Genomic DNA, 15,515 nt, shown 5'->3' on the forward strand with positions numbered 1-15,515 from the left:
AGACTGTTCAGATGGCAGTCGGCACCGTCACATCGAGCGTGGATCCGCGGATTGCATCGATCGCTTTGGCCATTCGAGCTGAAATCCCCCAGGCGGAGGTGCGTCTGTTTGGCTCTCGGGCTCGTGGTCAGGCGCGCCCTGATTCCGATGCCGACCTGTTGATCACCGTGCCGGATGCCTGGTTGGCGCAGCACAATCGGCTGCAGGTGCTCGGTCGGTTGAGCCGGCAGCTCTCCAGCTATCGCCTGCCCCTCGATCTGTTGCTCTATTCCCAGAGTGAGGTGGAGGCCCGCCGCTCCTGTCACCAAGCGGTGAGCACGGTGGCTTGCCGCGAGGGAATTTTGCTGAATGGCTGACGCCGATGCCAGCCGCTACTGGCGCATCGCGCGGGCCGACCTGCAGGAGGCTCGGCGGATGCGGGAGCTTTCTGGATTCCGCAGTAGCAGCATTGGTTTTCTGCTCCAGCGGGCAGCGGAAAAGGCTTTGAAGGCCTGGATCCAAGCTGCTGGCGGAGTGGCTCCCTTCACCCACGATCTGGGTGCTCTGCTGAATCTTTTGCAGGAGTTGGGCGAGACACCGGCCGCTTACGAGGGGCTCACCGAGTTGAATTTCTTTGCGGTGCAGCTGCGCTACGACGATGAATTGGTGATTGAAGAGCTGGATTGGTCGGTGTGCTTTGCCCTGGTGGAGCGTCTTCTGGAGGAGATCAAGGGTCGCTGCTCCGTGTCCTGAGCCCCACCCCGAGGGTCTCAGTCAGAGCCAGGTGCCGGATTGGTTTGGCTATCAGCTGATTTGAGCGGGCGGTATGGGGGCGCCTGGGTGTGTGCAGCACGCTCTGGAAATCTGTACAAGTTGTACAGATTTCCAGAGGCTTCAACCTTGGATCGTGTTGGGCCGCCTGCGCTTCTCCAGGGATGATCAGATCACCTGGCACACGCGCCCCATGAACATCGATGGCAAGCCCTGGCGCACGATCTGGCTTGAGCCTGATGGCGGCCCAGGGGGCGACGCGGTGGGCGTGATCGATCAGACGCTGCTGCCGCACCAGTTCACAACGCGCAGCCTGCGCAGCTGCCAGGAGGCGGCCGAGGCGATCCGCACGATGGTGGTGCGTGGGGCGCCTCTTATTGGCGTGACTGGTGCCTACGGGTTGATGCTGGCCCTGCAGCTGGATCCGAGCGACGCCGCGCTGGCGGCGGCGTTTGAGCAGCTCAATGCCACGCGGCCCACGGCGATCAACCTGCGCTGGGCGTTGGAGCGGGTGCGGGCCAAGGTGCAGCCATTGCCGCCGGCCGAGCGGGCCGAGGCGGCCAAGGCGGAGGCCGCGGCGATCGCCGATGAAGACGTGGCGATGTGCGAGGCCATCGGCGATCACGGCCTGGCCATCGTCCAGCAGCTGGCGGCCCGCAAGCCCGGCGCCACGCTCCAGGTGCTCACCCACTGCAATGCCGGCTGGCTGGCGACGGTGGACTGGGGCACGGCCTTGGCTCCCATCTACAAGGCCCACCGCGCTGGGCTCAACATCCACGTGTGGGTCGATGAGACCCGCCCCCGCAACCAGGGCGCCAGCCTTACGGCCTTTGAGCTGGGCAAGGAGGGCGTGCCCCACACCGTGATCGTCGACAACGCCGGCGGTCACCTGATGCAGCACGGCCAGGTGGATGCGGTGATCGTGGGCACCGACCGCACCACCCGCCGCGGCGACGTGTGCAACAAGATCGGCACCTACCTCAAGGCCCTCGCCGCCTACGACAACGGTGTGCCCTTTTACGTGGCCCTGCCCGCCTCCACCATTGACTGGACGATCGATGACGGCGTGGCCGAGATCCCGATCGAGGCCCGCAACGCCGAGGAGGTGACCCAGATCCAGGGCCGCATCAGCACCGGCTCCGCCGCCGGGGAGATCGCCCAGGTGCAGCTGAGCCCCAATGGCAGCCCTGGCTTCAACCCGGCCTTCGATGTGACCCCCGCTCGGTTGGTGACAGGCCTGATCACCGAGCGGGGTGTGGCCGAGGCCAGTGAGGCGGGGCTACGGGAGCTCTACGGCCGTGGCTGAGTTGAACACCGAAGACCAAGCCCGCCAGGACCTGCTGGCGGCCACGCGGCGCCTGAGCAGTACCGGGCTCAATTCCGGTACCGCCGGCAACCTCTCGGTGCGGATCGAGGGCGGCCTGCTGATCACCCCCAGCTCCGTCCCCCCTGAGCAGATGGGGCCTGAGGATCTGGTGGCGATCGACCACCAAGGTCAGCCCCTGGCGGGCCGGGCGACGGTGCCTGGCCGCAGCCCCTCCTCCGAGTGGCGCCTGCATGCCGATCTGCTGGGCCAGCGGCCGGAGATCCAGGCCGTGGTGCATTGCCATTCGATCCACGCCACGGCGCTGGCCTGCCATGGCCGCGGCATCCCACCCTTCCACTACATGGTGGTGCAGGCCGGCGGGCCCGACATCCGCTGCGGCGGCTATGCCACCTTCGGCAGCCAGGCACTCTCGGATCTGGCGGGGCAGGCCCTGGAGCACCGCCAGGCGTGTCTGCTGGCGCACCACGGCCAGGTGACCCTGGGCGCCACGCTGGCGCAGGCCCTGGCCCTGGCGATCGAGGTGGAAACCCTGGCGCAGATGTATCTGGCGGCGCTGCAGCTGGGCGAGCCGCCGCTCCTGAGCGAAGCCGAAATGGGACGGGTGGCCGAGCAGATGCGCTTGCGCCACTACGGGGCCCTCGGAGCTGCGGGTTAGCCCTGGGCTTGTTTCCGCATCGCCAGCCCCAGTCCCAGGGCCGCCAGCGTCAGCAGGGCCGCCAGGGCGGTCCAGAGCGGTAGGCCCAGGCTCACCAGGGCAATGGGTGCGAGGGCGGTCACCAGCCCGCCACCCAGAAAGGGCTCAAACACCAGCTGCTTGAACGAAAACGCTTCCAGCACGCCGCTGCGGCCGTAGGGATCGGCCATGCGCAGCAGCAGCAGCCCTGTGGCGGTCACGCCGGTGCCCTGGCCGAAATCCGCCAGGCCCCGCTCAAACCAGGCATCGGCAAACAGCCGCGGTGCCAGCCACCAGAACACCGCCAGGTTCCAGGTAAGCCCGAGCAGCGCCAGCACCACAAACGGCAGCCAGGCCTCCTCCAGTAGCGGCAGGTTGAGGCTGGCCATCGCGGCGGTGATCAGCAGATCCATGGCCAGGGCGCCCAGGCTGTGTTGCAGTGGCGCACTGGCCAGCTGGGGTTTGCCGGCCCGCTGCAGCAGCAGCTGCACGATCAGCCCGCCCACCATCGCCAGCGGAAACAGCGGCAAGGCCTTCAGTAGCGGCCAGCTGGCCACCAGCGCCTCCTTGAGCAGCACCCCCAGCCCCACCGCCGCGCCGATCAGGGCCAGGTTCACGGTGAGTGCATCGATCGTGGGCGAAGGGCCAGCCGGTAGCAGCGGCCGGCGGACAGCCTCTTCCTCGAGGGCCAGGTCGGCCGAAGCCCCCGACGCGCCCGTGCTCACCAGCCAGCGCCGCCGCCGGCCGATCGCCACCAAGGTGCTGCCGAGCAGCACCGCTGCCAACACGCCCACGGTGGCCATGGCCAGCCCCAGGGCCTCGCCACTGGCCAGGCCCAGCTCGGCAAAGCTCGGCCCCATGCCGGCGGCGGTGCCATGGCCGCCCTCGAAGCCCACCTCGATCAGGCAGGCCATCAGCGGGTTGGTGCCCAGCAGCGGCCCGAGCACCAGCAGCAACGCCAAGCCCCCCACCAGGTATTGGCCGAAGCCCAGCACCATGCCGAAGGCCACCTGGCTGGCGCTGCGCTGCCACAGCTGCCGCGGGCTGGGCAGGGCCTGGCCCAGAAACAACGTGGCAAACACCACCGTGATCAGCACGCCCGGCGTCTGGCTCCACACCGCAGTCACCCGCTCGGGAAACAGCCGCAGTGGGCTGAAGGGCCCGATCGCCAGCCCCAGCAGGCCGGCGATGAGGGCTTCCGGCAGGCCCAGCCGCTGCAGGATCCGCAGCCGCTGGCGCAGAGCCGTGGCCAGCAGCAGCAACAGGCTCAGGGCCGCGAAGGCCAGCAGCACATCAAACAATTTCATGGCCGGCCCGCTCCCAATGCCAGCGCCAGGCCGCCCCAGAGCACCGTGAGCCCTAGGCACACCCCGCCCCATAGCGGCAAGCCCCAGCTGTGCAGCGCCAGGGGTGCCGCCACCGTGACCACGCCGCCGGCCAGCACCGGCTGCAGCAGCAGCTGCTTGATCGAAAAAGCAGGGATTGCTTCGCTGCGGCCATCGGGGTCGGCCATGCCCAGCAGCAGCAGGCCACTGGCCGCCACACCGGTGGCCTGGCCGAATTCGATCACCGCCCGCTCAAACCAGCCCGCCGGCAGGATCCGCGGCGCCAGCACCAGGATCACCAGCAGGTTCCAGGCCAGCCCAAAACCGCTGAGCACCAGCAGCGGCAGCCAGTTGGCCCGCAGCAGCGGCAGGTTGAGCCCGGCGGTGGCCGCCGCAATCAGTAGGTCGGTGGCCAGGGCGCCCAGGCCGTTCTGCAGGGCTGGCACGGCCAGCTCGGCCCGGTCGCTGCGTTCCAGTGCCAGGCGCACCAGCAGTGAGCCCGCCAGGGCCAGGGGATACACCGGCAACGCATCGATCACGGTGCGCAGCATGCCGCCAGCGGGCTCGGCTAGCCGCTCCAGCCCTGCCAGCAGCACCACGCCGATGCCCACGGCGATGCCCACCAGAGCCAGGTTGGTGGCCAGCTGGCGCAGGCGCTCCGCCCAGCTGGGGCCTGCCGCCACCGCAGCCGCGGTGGGCTCGGGCAGCACACACAGCGGTGCGCCGGCCTCGGCGGCCAGCAGCCAGCCCTGCCCCTGAGCCAACACCACCAGCAGGCCGCCCACCACGGTGGAGCTGAGCAGCCCCACCGTGGCCATGGCCAGGCCTAGGTCGGTGCCGCCGGCAAAGCCCAGATCGGCGTAGATCGGCCCCATCACCGCGGCACTGCCGTGGCCGCCTTCGAAGCCCACCTCGATCAGGCAGGCCATCAGCGGATCGGCCCCCAGCCAGGGGCCCAGCACCAGCAGCACCGCCACGGCGCCCACCAAGTATTGGCCGAAGCCCAGCGTCAGGCCCAGCAGGGTCTGGGCGGCCGCCGGCTTCCACAATTTGGCCAGATCCGGCAGGGGCCGGCCCAGCATCAAGGTGCCAAACACAAAGGTGAGCAGCACCATCGGCAACCGCGCCCACAGCGTTTCCACCGGAGCCGGCAGCACCGGCCAGGGGCCATAGGGGCCCAGCAGCAGCCCCAGCACGCCGGCCACCAGCGCTGCCGGCAGGCCGATCCGCTGCAGCCCCAGGGCCGGACCGATCGCCCGTCCCAGCGCCACCAGCCCCCCCAGCACCGCCATTGCCAGGGCCAGCAGCAGGGGGCCGTGCAGGGCGCTCATCGCTGGAAGTGGCGACGGAAGAACGCCTCCGTGGCCTCGAGCACCTGGATCCGCACGCTGCCGCTGCGGAAGCCGTGGCCCTCGCCGGCAAAGCGGTGCACCTCCACCGGGATGCCGTTCGCCTCCAGTGCCGCCGCCATGCGCTCGGTCTGCTCGGGCGGCACCACCTGGTCGTCGAGACCCTGGAAAAAGACCACCGGGCAGCGGATCTGATCGGCGTGGGCCAGGGGTGAGCGGGCTTCGTAGGCGGCGCGCGCTTCGGGCCAGGGGCCGATCAGGCCATCGAGATAACGGGCTTCAAAGCGATGGCTCTCGCTCGCTAACGCGCTGGGGTCGGTGACGCCGTAGCGGCTCGCGCCGGCGCGAAACACATCTGTGAAGCAGAGGGCGGCCAGGGCGGTGAAGCCGCCGGCACTGCCGCCTTCGATGGCGATGCGCGCAGGGCTGGCTTGCCCCGCCGCCACCAGGGCCTGGGCGGCGGCGGCGCAATCGGCCACATCCACCACGCCCCACTGGCCATCGAGCCGCTCGCGGTAAGCCCGCCCGAAGCCGGTGGAGCCGCCGTAGTTCACATCCACCACGCCCCAGCTGCGCGACGTCCAGAATTGAATCCCCAGGCTCAGGCCCCGCCGCGCCATGGCGGTGGGCCCGCTGTGGCCCTTCACCAGCAGGGGCGCCTCGGCGTGGGCGCCGTCGGCCGGGGGATAAAACCAGGCGTGGGTGGGCGCCCCGCCGTGGCCGGCAAACCAGAGTGGCTCGGGTTGGCTGATCGCCTCAGGCTGCAGCGGGCAGGGGGCCACCGGCGTGTGACGCCAAACGCCTGTGTCGAGTTTCAGCTCCAGCAGCCCCTCCAGACTGGTGGGGTTGCTGGCGAGTGCCACCAGCGTCCCGGCTTCGGCGCTCAGGCCGGCCAGATCGTCGAAGGGCTGGTCCAGGGGCTCCCAGGCGGCCGGCGTGCCCACCCGGTCTGGGGTCAGATGCACCCGCCCAAGCTGCCAAGCCCCCTCCTGAGCGGCCGCGGCGATCAGCTGCTGGCCGTCCCAGGCGGTGGTGCGCATGCCATACACCCACTGGGGCATGGCGAATTCGGCCTCCAGCGGTAGCAGGGGCTGCCAGGCGCCGCTGGCGGTGTCGAGTCGCTGCAGGTTCCACCAGCCCGAGGCGTCGCTGGCCACCACCAGCTCGCTGGGACTGATCCAGAGGGGCTGAAACACCGAGATCGCTGCGGCGTCGGTGTCAGTGTCGGTGTCAGTGGCGTTGGGGCCGGAGCCGGCCACCGGCCGGGGCTCCTCCAGCGTGCCGTCGTCATTCACCGCTGCAAGCCATAGCTGGCTGCGCTGCCAGGGCATGAACGGCTGCTGCCACTCCACCCAGGCCAGCTGGCCGCCATCAGGGCTGAGAGCGGCGTAGCCGCAGAAGTCGGCCGGCTGATGCAACCGCTGCGGCTCGCCGCCGGCCAGGGGCACCGCCACCAGCTGGTCGCGGCCCTCGGCTTCCATCACGCCGAGCCAGCGCCGGCGGGGAGCATCGATCAGTCCATCGGCGAAGGCCCGTGGCCCAGGGGTGGTGAGCCGCCGCGGGGCGCCGGGCAGATTCAGGTGCCAGAGGCAGCGGTCGCTGTCGTCGACGAACACCAGATCGTTGCCCCCAACGGCATAGACACCGCCGCCGTATTCGTGAACCCGACTGCGCAGGTTGTGGGGGCTCGGGGTGAGCTCGACCGCGACCCCGCCCGCCGCCGGCCGCAGCATCAAGGTGGTGCGGCCCTGCTCCTGGGGGCGTTGTTCCAGCCACAGCAGCCGCCCATCGCGGAGCAGCGGTTCCTTGAGGCTGGGGGTGCGTCCCTCCACCAGCGCCGCGGCCAAGGGTTCAGGGCGGCGTGTGCGGGTCACGGCAGTGCTCAACGTGGTGCTCGAGGTTGGGTTCAACGGAGCTGAGCGGGGGAGCGTTTGAGGCTGTGTTTGAAAAGCGTTTGACAGAGCGTTTCACAGGGCGTTTCACAGGGCTTGCCGGCCAGGGCCCACCAGGCGTTCAGCCAGGGACTCCGGCCGGCCGCCTTAGGATGATGTGCAACGTTTTAAGTATCCCGTTGGCCCGCAGTTCCGCCGGCAGCTTTGCCCAGATGGCTCGCTCCGCCGTGCAGGCCACCCGCAGTGTTCAGGTGCCCAAGGTGGCTCTCGATGAGCCCCCCCTCACCATCCACACCCTTGGCGATGCAGTGCTCCGCACCCCTGCTAAGCGCATCAGCAAGGTGGATGAGAGTGTGCGGGATCTGGCCCGCGACATGCTACGCAGCATGTACAGCGCCCACGGCATTGGCCTGGCCGCCCCCCAGGTGGGGGTGCACAAGCAGCTGCTTGTGATCGATCTGGATCCCGAAAATGCCGCCACGCCGCCGATGGTGCTGATCAACCCGGAGATCGGCTCCTTCGGGGCCGCCATCGAGACCTATGAGGAGGGCTGCCTGAGCATCCCCGGGGTCTATCTCAACGTGGTGCGTCCGGCTGCCGTTGAGGTCAGCTACCGCGACGAGATGGGCCGGCCCCAACGGGTCAAGGCCGATGGCCTGTTGGCTCGCTGCATCCAGCACGAGATGGATCACCTCAATGGGGTGCTGTTCGTCGATCGGGTCACCGATGAGCTCAGCCTCAATGAGGGCCTTCAGGAGAAGGGCTTCCAGCGTGCCGACGTCCACTCCATTCGCTAACCACGACCCATGCCGATGAAACCGCTGGCTGGCCTGTTCCTGGCCTTGGCGTGCCTGCTGGGAATTGCTTCAACCGGGTCGGTGTTTGAGCTGGCCTATGGCGATCCCGACCTTGGGGTGTCCACCACCCGTTGGATCCTGGGCATGAGCCTGCCGGGCACCGTGGTGGCGCTGGTGCTGGCCATCCGTATCAACAAGCCGGCTTAGCTCTGGCCGGCCGCTTTGCATACGATTGCGTTCACCAAGTTCCCGGATGCCGTGATGCGATTGCCAGTTCTGCGCGCCCGTTCGCTCCCCTTGGCTGCCTGTGCGGCTGTGCTGAGTGCTGGCAGCGTCAGTCCGGCGATGGCCAGCGCCTTGTTTGAGGCGGTCGACCTGAGTCAGGAGCGCTTCGTGCTGGTGGCGGCGCCGATCGGGGATGGCACCCGCGCCCAGCTCAACATCTACGAACAGCTCAAGCCCACTCGCCCCTGTTTTGTGGTTGCTCCCGGGGCGCCTGCGGCCGTCGAACCCCTGTTGGCTACATTTGATTTCAGCGGGATCTGCAGCCGCTTCATCGACGCCAATGGCTACTCGGTGCGGGTTGGGGGCGACGATCTGGCCGCCAGCTATCGGCTCACAGTGGTGCGCCAGAGCAACGACAACGTTCTTCTGGCCTTCCCTACCAAGGTCGGCGCGGGGCCAGAAATGGTGGTAGCCCGGACCCAGGGTCCAGGCACCGGTTTCCTGCAGCTGGTGTTTGAACCAGGCTGGCAGCTCAAGCGCCGGGCCTATGGCGGCCGAGCCCTTGGCCACGTGTACATCTACCGCGAAGCCTGGCCCGAGGCCCTGACTCAGCAGGCTGCTCCCTCCGCCCGCCCGGCTTCTGGTGGTGCCGCTGGCGACTGAGTCTGGCCTGTGCCCGAGCGGGCCCTGGGACAAGCGGTTGCTACATTGGCCAACTCTGTGAGTACTGCAGCGCTTCATGACCCAGGTCACTGTCGGCGAAAACGAAGGGATTGAATCGGCCCTCCGCCGCTTCAAGCGCCAGGTGTCCAAGGCGGGCATCTTTGCCGACCTCAAGCGTCTGCGGCACCACGAGACCCCCGTTGAGAAGTACAAGCGCAAGGCCCAGCAGCGCCGCCGCCGCCGCTGATTGGCGCGGAGCCGGAGCAGCCCCCTCTCTCGATCAATGCCCCTGGTCAAAGGAGCGGTAGGTCAGCGCTTCGGCAATGGCCTCTGCGCTGATCCGCTCTTGTTCGGCCAGGTCGCTGATTGTTTGGGCGACCCGCAACAGCCGCGCTCCGGCGCGCGCGCTCAGCTGCCGCTGCTGAAGAGCGCCTTCCCAGAGGTTTAAGGCCTCGCTGTCGAGCTGCACCACCTGCTCCAATTGCCCTCCGGGGATGCGGCTGTTGGTGCAGCCCAAGGGGTTGCGGCTGGACATCTGCAAGCGGGCTCGTTGCACCCGTGCCCGCACGACGGCCGTTGATTCGGCCTTGGCATCGGTCGTCTTGCCGGCTGCCAGGCCTTCAGTGCCCCCCTGGCTGCGGAAGGGGGCGGTGAGGGCTTCGCTGGATGGCCGGCGCATCACCACCTGGAGATCAATACGATCCAGCAGCGGCCCGGATAGCCGGCCCCAGTAGCGCCGCCGCTGCCCTTCGCCGCAGGTGCAGCTGCGTTCCGGATCCCCAAACCAGCCGCAGGGGCAGGGGTTGGCGGCGGCCACCAGGGTGATCCGGCAGGGGAAGCGGGTGCGTTGGCGGGCGCGGTGGATCCACACCTCTCCGTCTTCTAAGGGCTGGCGCAGTTGGTCGAGCACTGCCCGCCGAAATTCGGCCAGCTCATCGAGAAACAGCACCCCATGGTGGGCGAGGGCCAGTTCCCCAGGCCGGGGCTGGGCGCCGCCGCCGATCAGCCCCGGGGCGGAGCAGCTGTGGTGGGGGCTTCGAAAGGGGCGGGTTTGCAGCAGGCCCTGGCTGCTGTCCAACAATCCTGCCACCGAGTGGATCGCCGTCAGCTCGAGGGCTTCTGTGGGATCGAGGGGCGGCAGCAGCCGGGTAAGGCGCTGGGCCAGCATCGTTTTGCCGCTGCCAGGCGGGCCGCAGAGCAGCAGATGGTGCCCTCCGGCAGCAGCGATCTCCAGGGCACGGCGCCCATGGGCCTGTCCCTTGACGTCGGCGAGATCCTTGGCCGCCGGCTCGGGCGAGGCCAGCTGGCGGGTGGAGGATCCTTTGCAGGCTTGATTGGGGGCTTTGGGGTGCTGCAGCCGCCAGAGCACTTGGCCCAGATCGCTCGCCCCCCACACCTGCAGCCCCTCCACGAGGGCGGCCTCCCAGGCATTGGCCTCTGGCACCACAAGGGCCCTGGCGCCATGCTGGCGGGCCGCGATGGCGATGGCGAGAACACCCCGGATTGGGCGCAGCGCTCCGTCGAGGCCCAGCTCTGCAGCACTCCACACCCCATCGCAGCAGGCCTCGCCCAGCTGGCCACTGGCCAGCAGCAGCCCCAGGGCAATCGGCAGGTCGAAGCCGGGCCCCTCTTTGCGCAGGTCGGCTGGGGCCAGGTTCACCACCACCCGCGTCAGGGGCACCTTCAGGCCGCTGTGGCGCAGGGCGGAGCGCACCCGCTCCCGGGCCTCCTGCACCGCTGCGTCGGCCAGGCCCACCAGCTGCAGGCCCGGCAATCCCGGGGCGAGATCCACCTCCACCAGCACGGGTCTGGCGTCCAGCCCTCGCAGAGACGCGGTCTTGCACCGTGCCAACATCACGCCTTCGGCCACTACAGCGTTAGTGCCCGAGCTGTCTCACCCCGACCACTCCGCGACGCCCCCTGCAGCGATGGCCAGCTCCGCCGATCCGGCCCCGACTGACACGATCTTTGCGCGCATCCTGCGCGGTGAGATCCCTTGTGATCAGGTGTATGCCGACGAGCACTGTCTGGCCTTTCGCGATGTGGCCCCCCAGGCCCCGGTGCATGTGCTGGTGATCCCCCGCGAGCCCATCACCCAGCTGTCTGAGGCTTCGGAGGAGCATGAGCTGTTGTTTGGCCATTTGTTGCTGGTGGCCGCGCGGGTGGCGCGCCAGGAGGGGCTGGAGTCGTTCCGCACCGTGATTAACAGTGGCGCCGAGGCGGGTCAAACCGTGTTTCACCTGCACGTGCACGTGATGGGTGGGCGTCCCCTGGCCTGGCCGCCGGGCTAGCTGCCGGCCCAGCCACAATGCTCTGATCTGATCCGCTCCATGAATCCCTTCAAGGCCCTTCGCGTTCAGCTGGCCAAGCTGCAACGCCTGGCCCAGCCCTACTTCCTGCCGGTGGACGACAGCCAGGGCTGGCAGTTTTTGCTGCTTGTGGTGGCCTTGCTCGCCGTGGTGGTCGGCAGCACCCTGCTGCTGCTGACCGGTGTGTTGGCCCTGAGCGGGGCCCTGATCCCCGAGCTGCGCAGCCGTTTCCTGCCGGGGGTGCCCGAGCAGGTGGCCGCCATTTGGCGCAGCCCGATCGGCCCGCTGGTGATGGTGCTGCTGGCCGGGGGCCTGGGCTGTTTTGTGGCCCTGCGCAGCAAGTTGCGCCAGGGGCGCTGGCTGCCGTGGCTGCTGATGGGGGTGATCACCTTGCTGATCCTGGTGATCAATGGCATCAATGTGGGCATTAGCTTTATTGCTCGCAACATTGAAAATGCTCTGGTTGCTTATAACGCAGAAGAATTCTGGAAGATCGTTGCTATCTACGCCTTCTGCCTGGTTTTAGCCTTGCCGATCCGGGCGATTCAGAGCTATCTGATCCCGAAGCTCGGCCTGCTATGGCGGGAATGGTTGAGTGGGCGTCTGCTGGGCCGCTATATGTCCAACCGTGCCTACTACGTTCTCAACCCGAATGACGAATCGCTGGAGGAAATCGACAACCCTGATCAACGGATTTCCCAGGACACGGCAAGCTTCACTGGTACGAGTCTGAGTGTCACCGTTGAGATCATCTCGGCGCTGTTGACCTTCGTTAGTTTCATCATCGTGCTCTGGACCATCAGCGACCAGTTGGCGCTGGTGCTGTTGGTTTACTCCGTGGGTGGTACGGCCCTGATTGTGTTTGCAAGCCGCAAGCTGGTGAACCTGAACTATCAGCAGCTCAAGCTTGAGGCCGACTTTCGCTACGGGCTTGTCCACATTCGTGACAATGCCGAGTCGATTGCCTTCTATCGCGGTGAACAGCAGGAAGCCCGGGAGGCGGAGCGCCGGCTGGGTGGAGCGATTCGCAACTACGACCGCCTGATCATCTGGGAAGCGCTGATCAGTGTGATCCAGCGCTCCTACGACTACTTCTCCCGTTTTCTGCCCTGGCTGGTGATCGCGCCGATTTATTTCGCCAAGGAGGTGGATTTCGGTGTGTTTGGCCAGGCCAGCATCGCCTTCAGTCAGGTGCTGTTTTCGGTCAGCTACATCGTCAATAACATCGATCGACTGGCCGCGTTCTCCGCTTCGATCAGCCGTCTGGAGGGCTTCCAGGGCAAGGTGGATTCCATCGGCACGGAAGCAGCGGCCCTGGCGGTGCAGCTCGCCGCCACCAGCCGCGGTCGCGACGACGGCACGATCCTGGTGAGCCACGTGGATCTGGTGCCGCCTCGCACCAACCGCACCCTGATCCGTGATCTGAGCCTCGAAGTGGATCGCCACCAGCGCCTGTTGGTGGTGGGGCCTTCTGGTTGCGGCAAAACCTCCTTCCTTCGCATGGTGAGCGGGCTGTGGCCGCCGGCGGCCGGCCGGGTGGAGCGGCCCAACGAAGGGGAGCTGCTGTTCATCCCCCAGAAGCCCTACATGCTGCTGGGCAGCCTGCGGGAACAGCTCTGTTACCCCCTGCAGCCGGATCGGTTCAGCGACGACCAGCTGCGCCACGTGCTCGAGCAGGTGCGGCTGCCCGACCTGGTGCAGCGCTATCCCGATCTCGACATTATTCAGGACTGGCCCCGGCTGCTGTCCCTGGGCGAGCAGCAGCGCCTGGCCTTCGCCCGGCTGCTGCTGAATTCCCCCCGGTTTGTGGTGCTCGATGAGGCCACCAGTGCCCTGGATGTGGCCACCGAGCGTCACCTCTACGCCCTGCTAGCCGAGCGCGACATGGCCTTTGTGAGCGTGGGACACCGCCCCACCCTCACCGCCTTCCACGACACCGTGCTGGAGCTGGATGGCTGTGGCAATTGGCGCCTGTTGCCCGCGGCCGGCTATGACGTTGGCCGCCACGCCTGATCCGATGCCTGATGCGACCCCGGCCACCAGTGCCACCACCACCAGTGCTACCACCCAAGACGTGCCGGCCTTTGGCTGGAGTGGCTACGCCGAGCGGGTCAATGGCCGCTTCGCCATGGTGGGTTTTGCGGCTGTGCTGCTGATCGAAGCCCTCAGCGGCGACACCTTCCTGCGCTGGGCTGGCCTGATCCCCTGATCAGGGAATCTGCACCAGGTCCACCTGCCAGAGGCCGCCCCGGCTCACCTGCACGGCGAGTTGGCGGCCATCCGCTTGGAGCTGCACCTGGCGGGGAACGCCGCTCGGCACCATGGCGATGGGCTGCAGGCTCTGCAGTGAGCGCCGGTAGAGCACCAACTCGGTGCGTCCTTCGAGCTGCCGCACCAGGGCGATCCGCTCCCCGGCCGCATCGATGCTGACACTCACCGGTTGGGCATCGGCCCGGTTGAGCCCTGGCACGGGCACGGGCTGCTGGCGCTCGAGATCCAGCAGCTGCACCTGTTCACGCCCGCCCCGACCGCTGATCAGGGCGAGCCAGCGTCCCGACAGAGCTGGATCGCGGTTGGCGCCCAGGGCTTCGATCCGGCCGTTGAGCGGCCCGATCGGCATGGGCACTGGGCCCAGGCAGCCAGCCAGCAGTAGGGCGAGCACGGTGGTGGGCAGAAGCGATTTCATCGGGGTGTATCCAGCCCGCCGCCTTGGAGGGCGATGCCGCCGGGTAGGTCGGGCTCCAGCAGGTTGCTCAGGTCAAACAGCTGCACCCGCCACTGGCCTCCTTGGGCCACCTGCACGGCCAGCCGGCGCCCCTCCGGCGCCAGGCTGAGCCGCACGGCGGTGCGATCGGCGGGCAAGGGCAGCCGATGCAGGGCCCCGGTGGCCCGGTCTTCGATCAGCGGCAGCCGCTGGTTGCCCTGCTGCACCAGGGCGGCGACATAGCGCCCGTTCCAACTCAGCGAGGGGGAGCTGTGGGGCTGGTGATTCTGGAAGTGGCGCAGCTGCACAACCCGCCCGCTGGGCTGCTCCTGCAGCAGCAGCGTGGCGCGACCGCCGCGCTCCACCACAGAGGCCAGCCAGCGTCCCTGGCCACTGAGGGCAGGCTCCTGGCGGCTGGTGGCGCTGAGCACCCCGGCGGGTCCGGCGTTGCGGCGTGGCAACCAAGCCCCGGCGTCACAGCCTGCCAGCACACACATCAGGCCAGCCGCCAGTCCAGAAGTCAGCTGCTGCCGCAGCGTGATGGAGGAGGGCCGAGTTGGCCCAGGCCGACGGTTCGCAGCGGAGGCGGTCAGTCGTCGAAGCGGGAGCTGTTGTCCCGCGGGCGGGGCTCGGCACTGGTGGGGGGCTTCACCGGGGTGAAGTCGGCGTCGCTGATGGACTCAGCCTTGCTGATCGGCGAACCCTGGGGCACACCAGCAGGCCCACGGGACGGAGGGGCCATGGAGGGACCAGCGCCTTCGGGGCTGGTGGGGCGTCGGGTTGAGCGGGGCATCGCCTCGCTGGCGGCCACCGGTCGGCTGCCGCGCCGGGGCTCAGCAGCACCGTCGCGTTCGCGCCGGCGGGCACCAAAATCAGCAGCAGGGCGCGTGGTGCTGCCGGCGGCGCTGTAGCGGCTGCGGTCAGGGCGGTCTGCGCTTTCGCCGGCCTGGGCCTGGGGGGCCCAATCATCCTGGGCGGAGCGACGGCTGGCGGCCCGTTCGGGGATGGCGGCCCGGCTGGGGCGGCGGGCCCGGTAGAAGTCGTCGTCGTCGGACTCATCCTCGCGGGTAGGAATGCGCCGGCGTAGCGGTTGGGGCTCATCGAAGCGATCCACGTCGCTCTCGCCCCAGGGGCGTCCACCCATGCGCGGGCGATAGGGGCCTGGCGCCGGCACCGGCTCGTCGTCGTCGAAGTAGGACGAGCGCCGGGCCTGCTCAGTGGTCACCCCCCGCAGCCGCACGCTCTCGTAGGCGAAGAAGACGGTGGTGCCGGCGAGCAGAAACTGGCCGAACTGCAGAATCGGATCGAGGCGCCATCCCTGGAAAAACAGGATGCCGCCACAAAGCAGGCCCACCGCGGCGAAGAAGACGTCGTAGTCGCGTGCGAGGGCGGGCTTGAAGCTGCGCATGAAGTAGAGCAGCGCACCGCCTACCGCCAGCACGATGCCCACGATGCTGGCCCAATTCAGGCTGGCATTAACCACGGTGTTTCACCCGTCGGA

18 protein-coding genes are annotated in these 15,515 nt (G+C 68.3%); 11 read left to right on the forward strand and 7 right to left on the reverse strand.

Going from position 1 to position 15,515, the window contains the following annotated elements:
* The first annotated feature begins 11 nt into the window (after positions 1 to 11).
* The 4 genes from KBY70_RS11230 to KBY70_RS11245 all read left to right on the forward strand — a co-directional run bounded on the left by KBY70_RS11230 (position 12) and on the right by KBY70_RS11245 (position 2,732).
* Positions 12 to 356: a nucleotidyltransferase domain-containing protein gene (locus tag KBY70_RS11230; protein ID WP_094561133.1), complete on the forward strand. Its 345-nt coding sequence runs from the start codon at positions 12 to 14 to the stop codon at positions 354 to 356.
* Entirely contained in the window at positions 349 to 732 is a 384-nt protein-coding gene (locus tag KBY70_RS11235; protein ID WP_094561135.1) for a HEPN domain-containing protein, read from the forward strand. The genes KBY70_RS11230 and KBY70_RS11235 overlap by 8 nt, the downstream gene beginning before the upstream one ends.
* Before the next feature lie 211 nt (positions 733 to 943).
* Positions 944 to 2,056, forward strand: a complete 1,113-nt coding sequence (mtnA, locus tag KBY70_RS11240) for an S-methyl-5-thioribose-1-phosphate isomerase (protein WP_094561171.1) — start codon at positions 944 to 946, stop codon at positions 2,054 to 2,056.
* Between the two features lies 1 nt (position 2,057).
* Entirely contained in the window at positions 2,058 to 2,732 is a 675-nt protein-coding gene (locus KBY70_RS11245) for a class II aldolase/adducin family protein (protein ID WP_094561172.1), read from the forward strand.
* Here the strand turns inward: KBY70_RS11245 and KBY70_RS11250 are convergent.
* The 3 genes from KBY70_RS11250 to KBY70_RS11260 are packed head-to-tail and all read right to left on the reverse strand — an operon-like array spanning position 2,729 to position 7,298.
* A complete protein-coding gene (locus KBY70_RS11250; RefSeq protein WP_094561137.1) occupies positions 2,729 to 4,057 on the reverse strand; it encodes a sodium/glutamate symporter in 1,329 nt (442 codons plus the stop codon). The genes KBY70_RS11245 and KBY70_RS11250 overlap by 4 nt on opposite strands.
* Positions 4,054 to 5,406 (reverse strand): sodium/glutamate symporter, encoded by a 1,353-nt coding sequence (locus KBY70_RS11255; RefSeq protein WP_094561139.1) that lies wholly within the window; start codon positions 5,404 to 5,406, stop codon positions 4,054 to 4,056. The genes KBY70_RS11250 and KBY70_RS11255 overlap by 4 nt, the downstream gene beginning before the upstream one ends.
* Complete coding sequence (locus tag KBY70_RS11260; protein WP_254988553.1) at positions 5,403 to 7,298, reverse strand: prolyl oligopeptidase family serine peptidase; 1,896 nt, start codon at positions 7,296 to 7,298, stop codon at positions 5,403 to 5,405. The genes KBY70_RS11255 and KBY70_RS11260 overlap by 4 nt, the downstream gene beginning before the upstream one ends.
* A gap of 173 nt (positions 7,299 to 7,471) precedes the next feature.
* Here KBY70_RS11260 and def point away from each other — a divergent pair, with 173 nt between their 5' ends.
* From def to rpsU, 4 genes are all read left to right on the forward strand, one after another.
* Entirely contained in the window at positions 7,472 to 8,113 is a 642-nt protein-coding gene (gene def, locus KBY70_RS11265) for a peptide deformylase (protein ID WP_094561140.1), read from the forward strand.
* A 9-nt stretch (positions 8,114 to 8,122) separates the two neighbouring features.
* Complete coding sequence (locus tag KBY70_RS11270) at positions 8,123 to 8,320, forward strand: hypothetical protein (RefSeq protein ID WP_094561141.1); 198 nt, start codon at positions 8,123 to 8,125, stop codon at positions 8,318 to 8,320.
* Between the two features lie 54 nt (positions 8,321 to 8,374).
* Positions 8,375 to 9,001, forward strand: a complete 627-nt coding sequence (locus tag KBY70_RS11275) for a DUF3747 domain-containing protein (protein WP_094561174.1) — start codon at positions 8,375 to 8,377, stop codon at positions 8,999 to 9,001.
* A 76-nt stretch (positions 9,002 to 9,077) separates the two neighbouring features.
* A complete protein-coding gene (rpsU, locus tag KBY70_RS11280) occupies positions 9,078 to 9,248 on the forward strand; it encodes a 30S ribosomal protein S21 (protein WP_010304532.1) in 171 nt (56 codons plus the stop codon).
* 33 nt (positions 9,249 to 9,281) lie between these two features.
* On the opposite strand, the gene KBY70_RS11285 is transcribed toward rpsU, so the two are convergent.
* Positions 9,282 to 10,856: a YifB family Mg chelatase-like AAA ATPase gene (locus KBY70_RS11285; protein WP_254988568.1), complete on the reverse strand. Its 1,575-nt coding sequence runs from the start codon at positions 10,854 to 10,856 to the stop codon at positions 9,282 to 9,284.
* A gap of 73 nt (positions 10,857 to 10,929) precedes the next feature.
* Here KBY70_RS11285 and KBY70_RS11290 point away from each other — a divergent pair, with 73 nt between their 5' ends.
* The 3 genes from KBY70_RS11290 to KBY70_RS11300 are packed head-to-tail and all read left to right on the forward strand — an operon-like array spanning position 10,930 to position 13,519.
* A complete protein-coding gene (locus tag KBY70_RS11290; protein WP_254988554.1) occupies positions 10,930 to 11,292 on the forward strand; it encodes a histidine triad nucleotide-binding protein in 363 nt (120 codons plus the stop codon).
* Positions 11,293 to 11,331: 39 nt separating this feature from the next.
* Positions 11,332 to 13,323 carry an ABC transporter ATP-binding protein/permease gene (locus KBY70_RS11295; protein ID WP_094561143.1) on the forward strand — a complete coding sequence of 664 codons (1,992 nt, stop codon included), beginning with the start codon at positions 11,332 to 11,334 and terminating at the stop codon, positions 13,321 to 13,323.
* Between the two features lie 4 nt (positions 13,324 to 13,327).
* Positions 13,328 to 13,519, forward strand: coding sequence for a chlorophyll a/b-binding protein (locus KBY70_RS11300; protein WP_094561144.1), 192 nt, complete (start codon positions 13,328 to 13,330; stop codon positions 13,517 to 13,519).
* Here the strand turns inward: KBY70_RS11300 and KBY70_RS11305 are convergent, their stop codons facing one another.
* The 3 genes from KBY70_RS11305 to KBY70_RS11315 all read right to left on the reverse strand — a co-directional run bounded on the left by KBY70_RS11305 (position 13,520) and on the right by KBY70_RS11315 (position 15,497).
* The gene (locus KBY70_RS11305) at positions 13,520 to 13,996 is read right to left on the reverse strand and encodes a TolB family protein (protein WP_094561145.1); all 477 of its coding nucleotides are present in this window, start codon (positions 13,994 to 13,996) and stop codon (positions 13,520 to 13,522) included.
* Entirely contained in the window at positions 13,993 to 14,511 is a 519-nt protein-coding gene (locus KBY70_RS11310; protein ID WP_094561146.1) for a Tol biopolymer transporter periplasmic protein, read from the reverse strand. The genes KBY70_RS11305 and KBY70_RS11310 overlap by 4 nt, the downstream gene beginning before the upstream one ends.
* 92 nt (positions 14,512 to 14,603) lie before the next feature.
* The gene (locus tag KBY70_RS11315; RefSeq protein WP_094561147.1) at positions 14,604 to 15,497 is read right to left on the reverse strand and encodes a Ycf66 family protein; all 894 of its coding nucleotides are present in this window, start codon (positions 15,495 to 15,497) and stop codon (positions 14,604 to 14,606) included.
* Positions 15,498 to 15,515: the final 18 nt, after the last annotated feature.

This window comes from Cyanobium sp. ATX 6E8 (assembly GCF_024346335.1).
Lineage (GTDB): Bacteria > Cyanobacteriota > Cyanobacteriia > PCC-6307 > Cyanobiaceae > Cyanobium_A.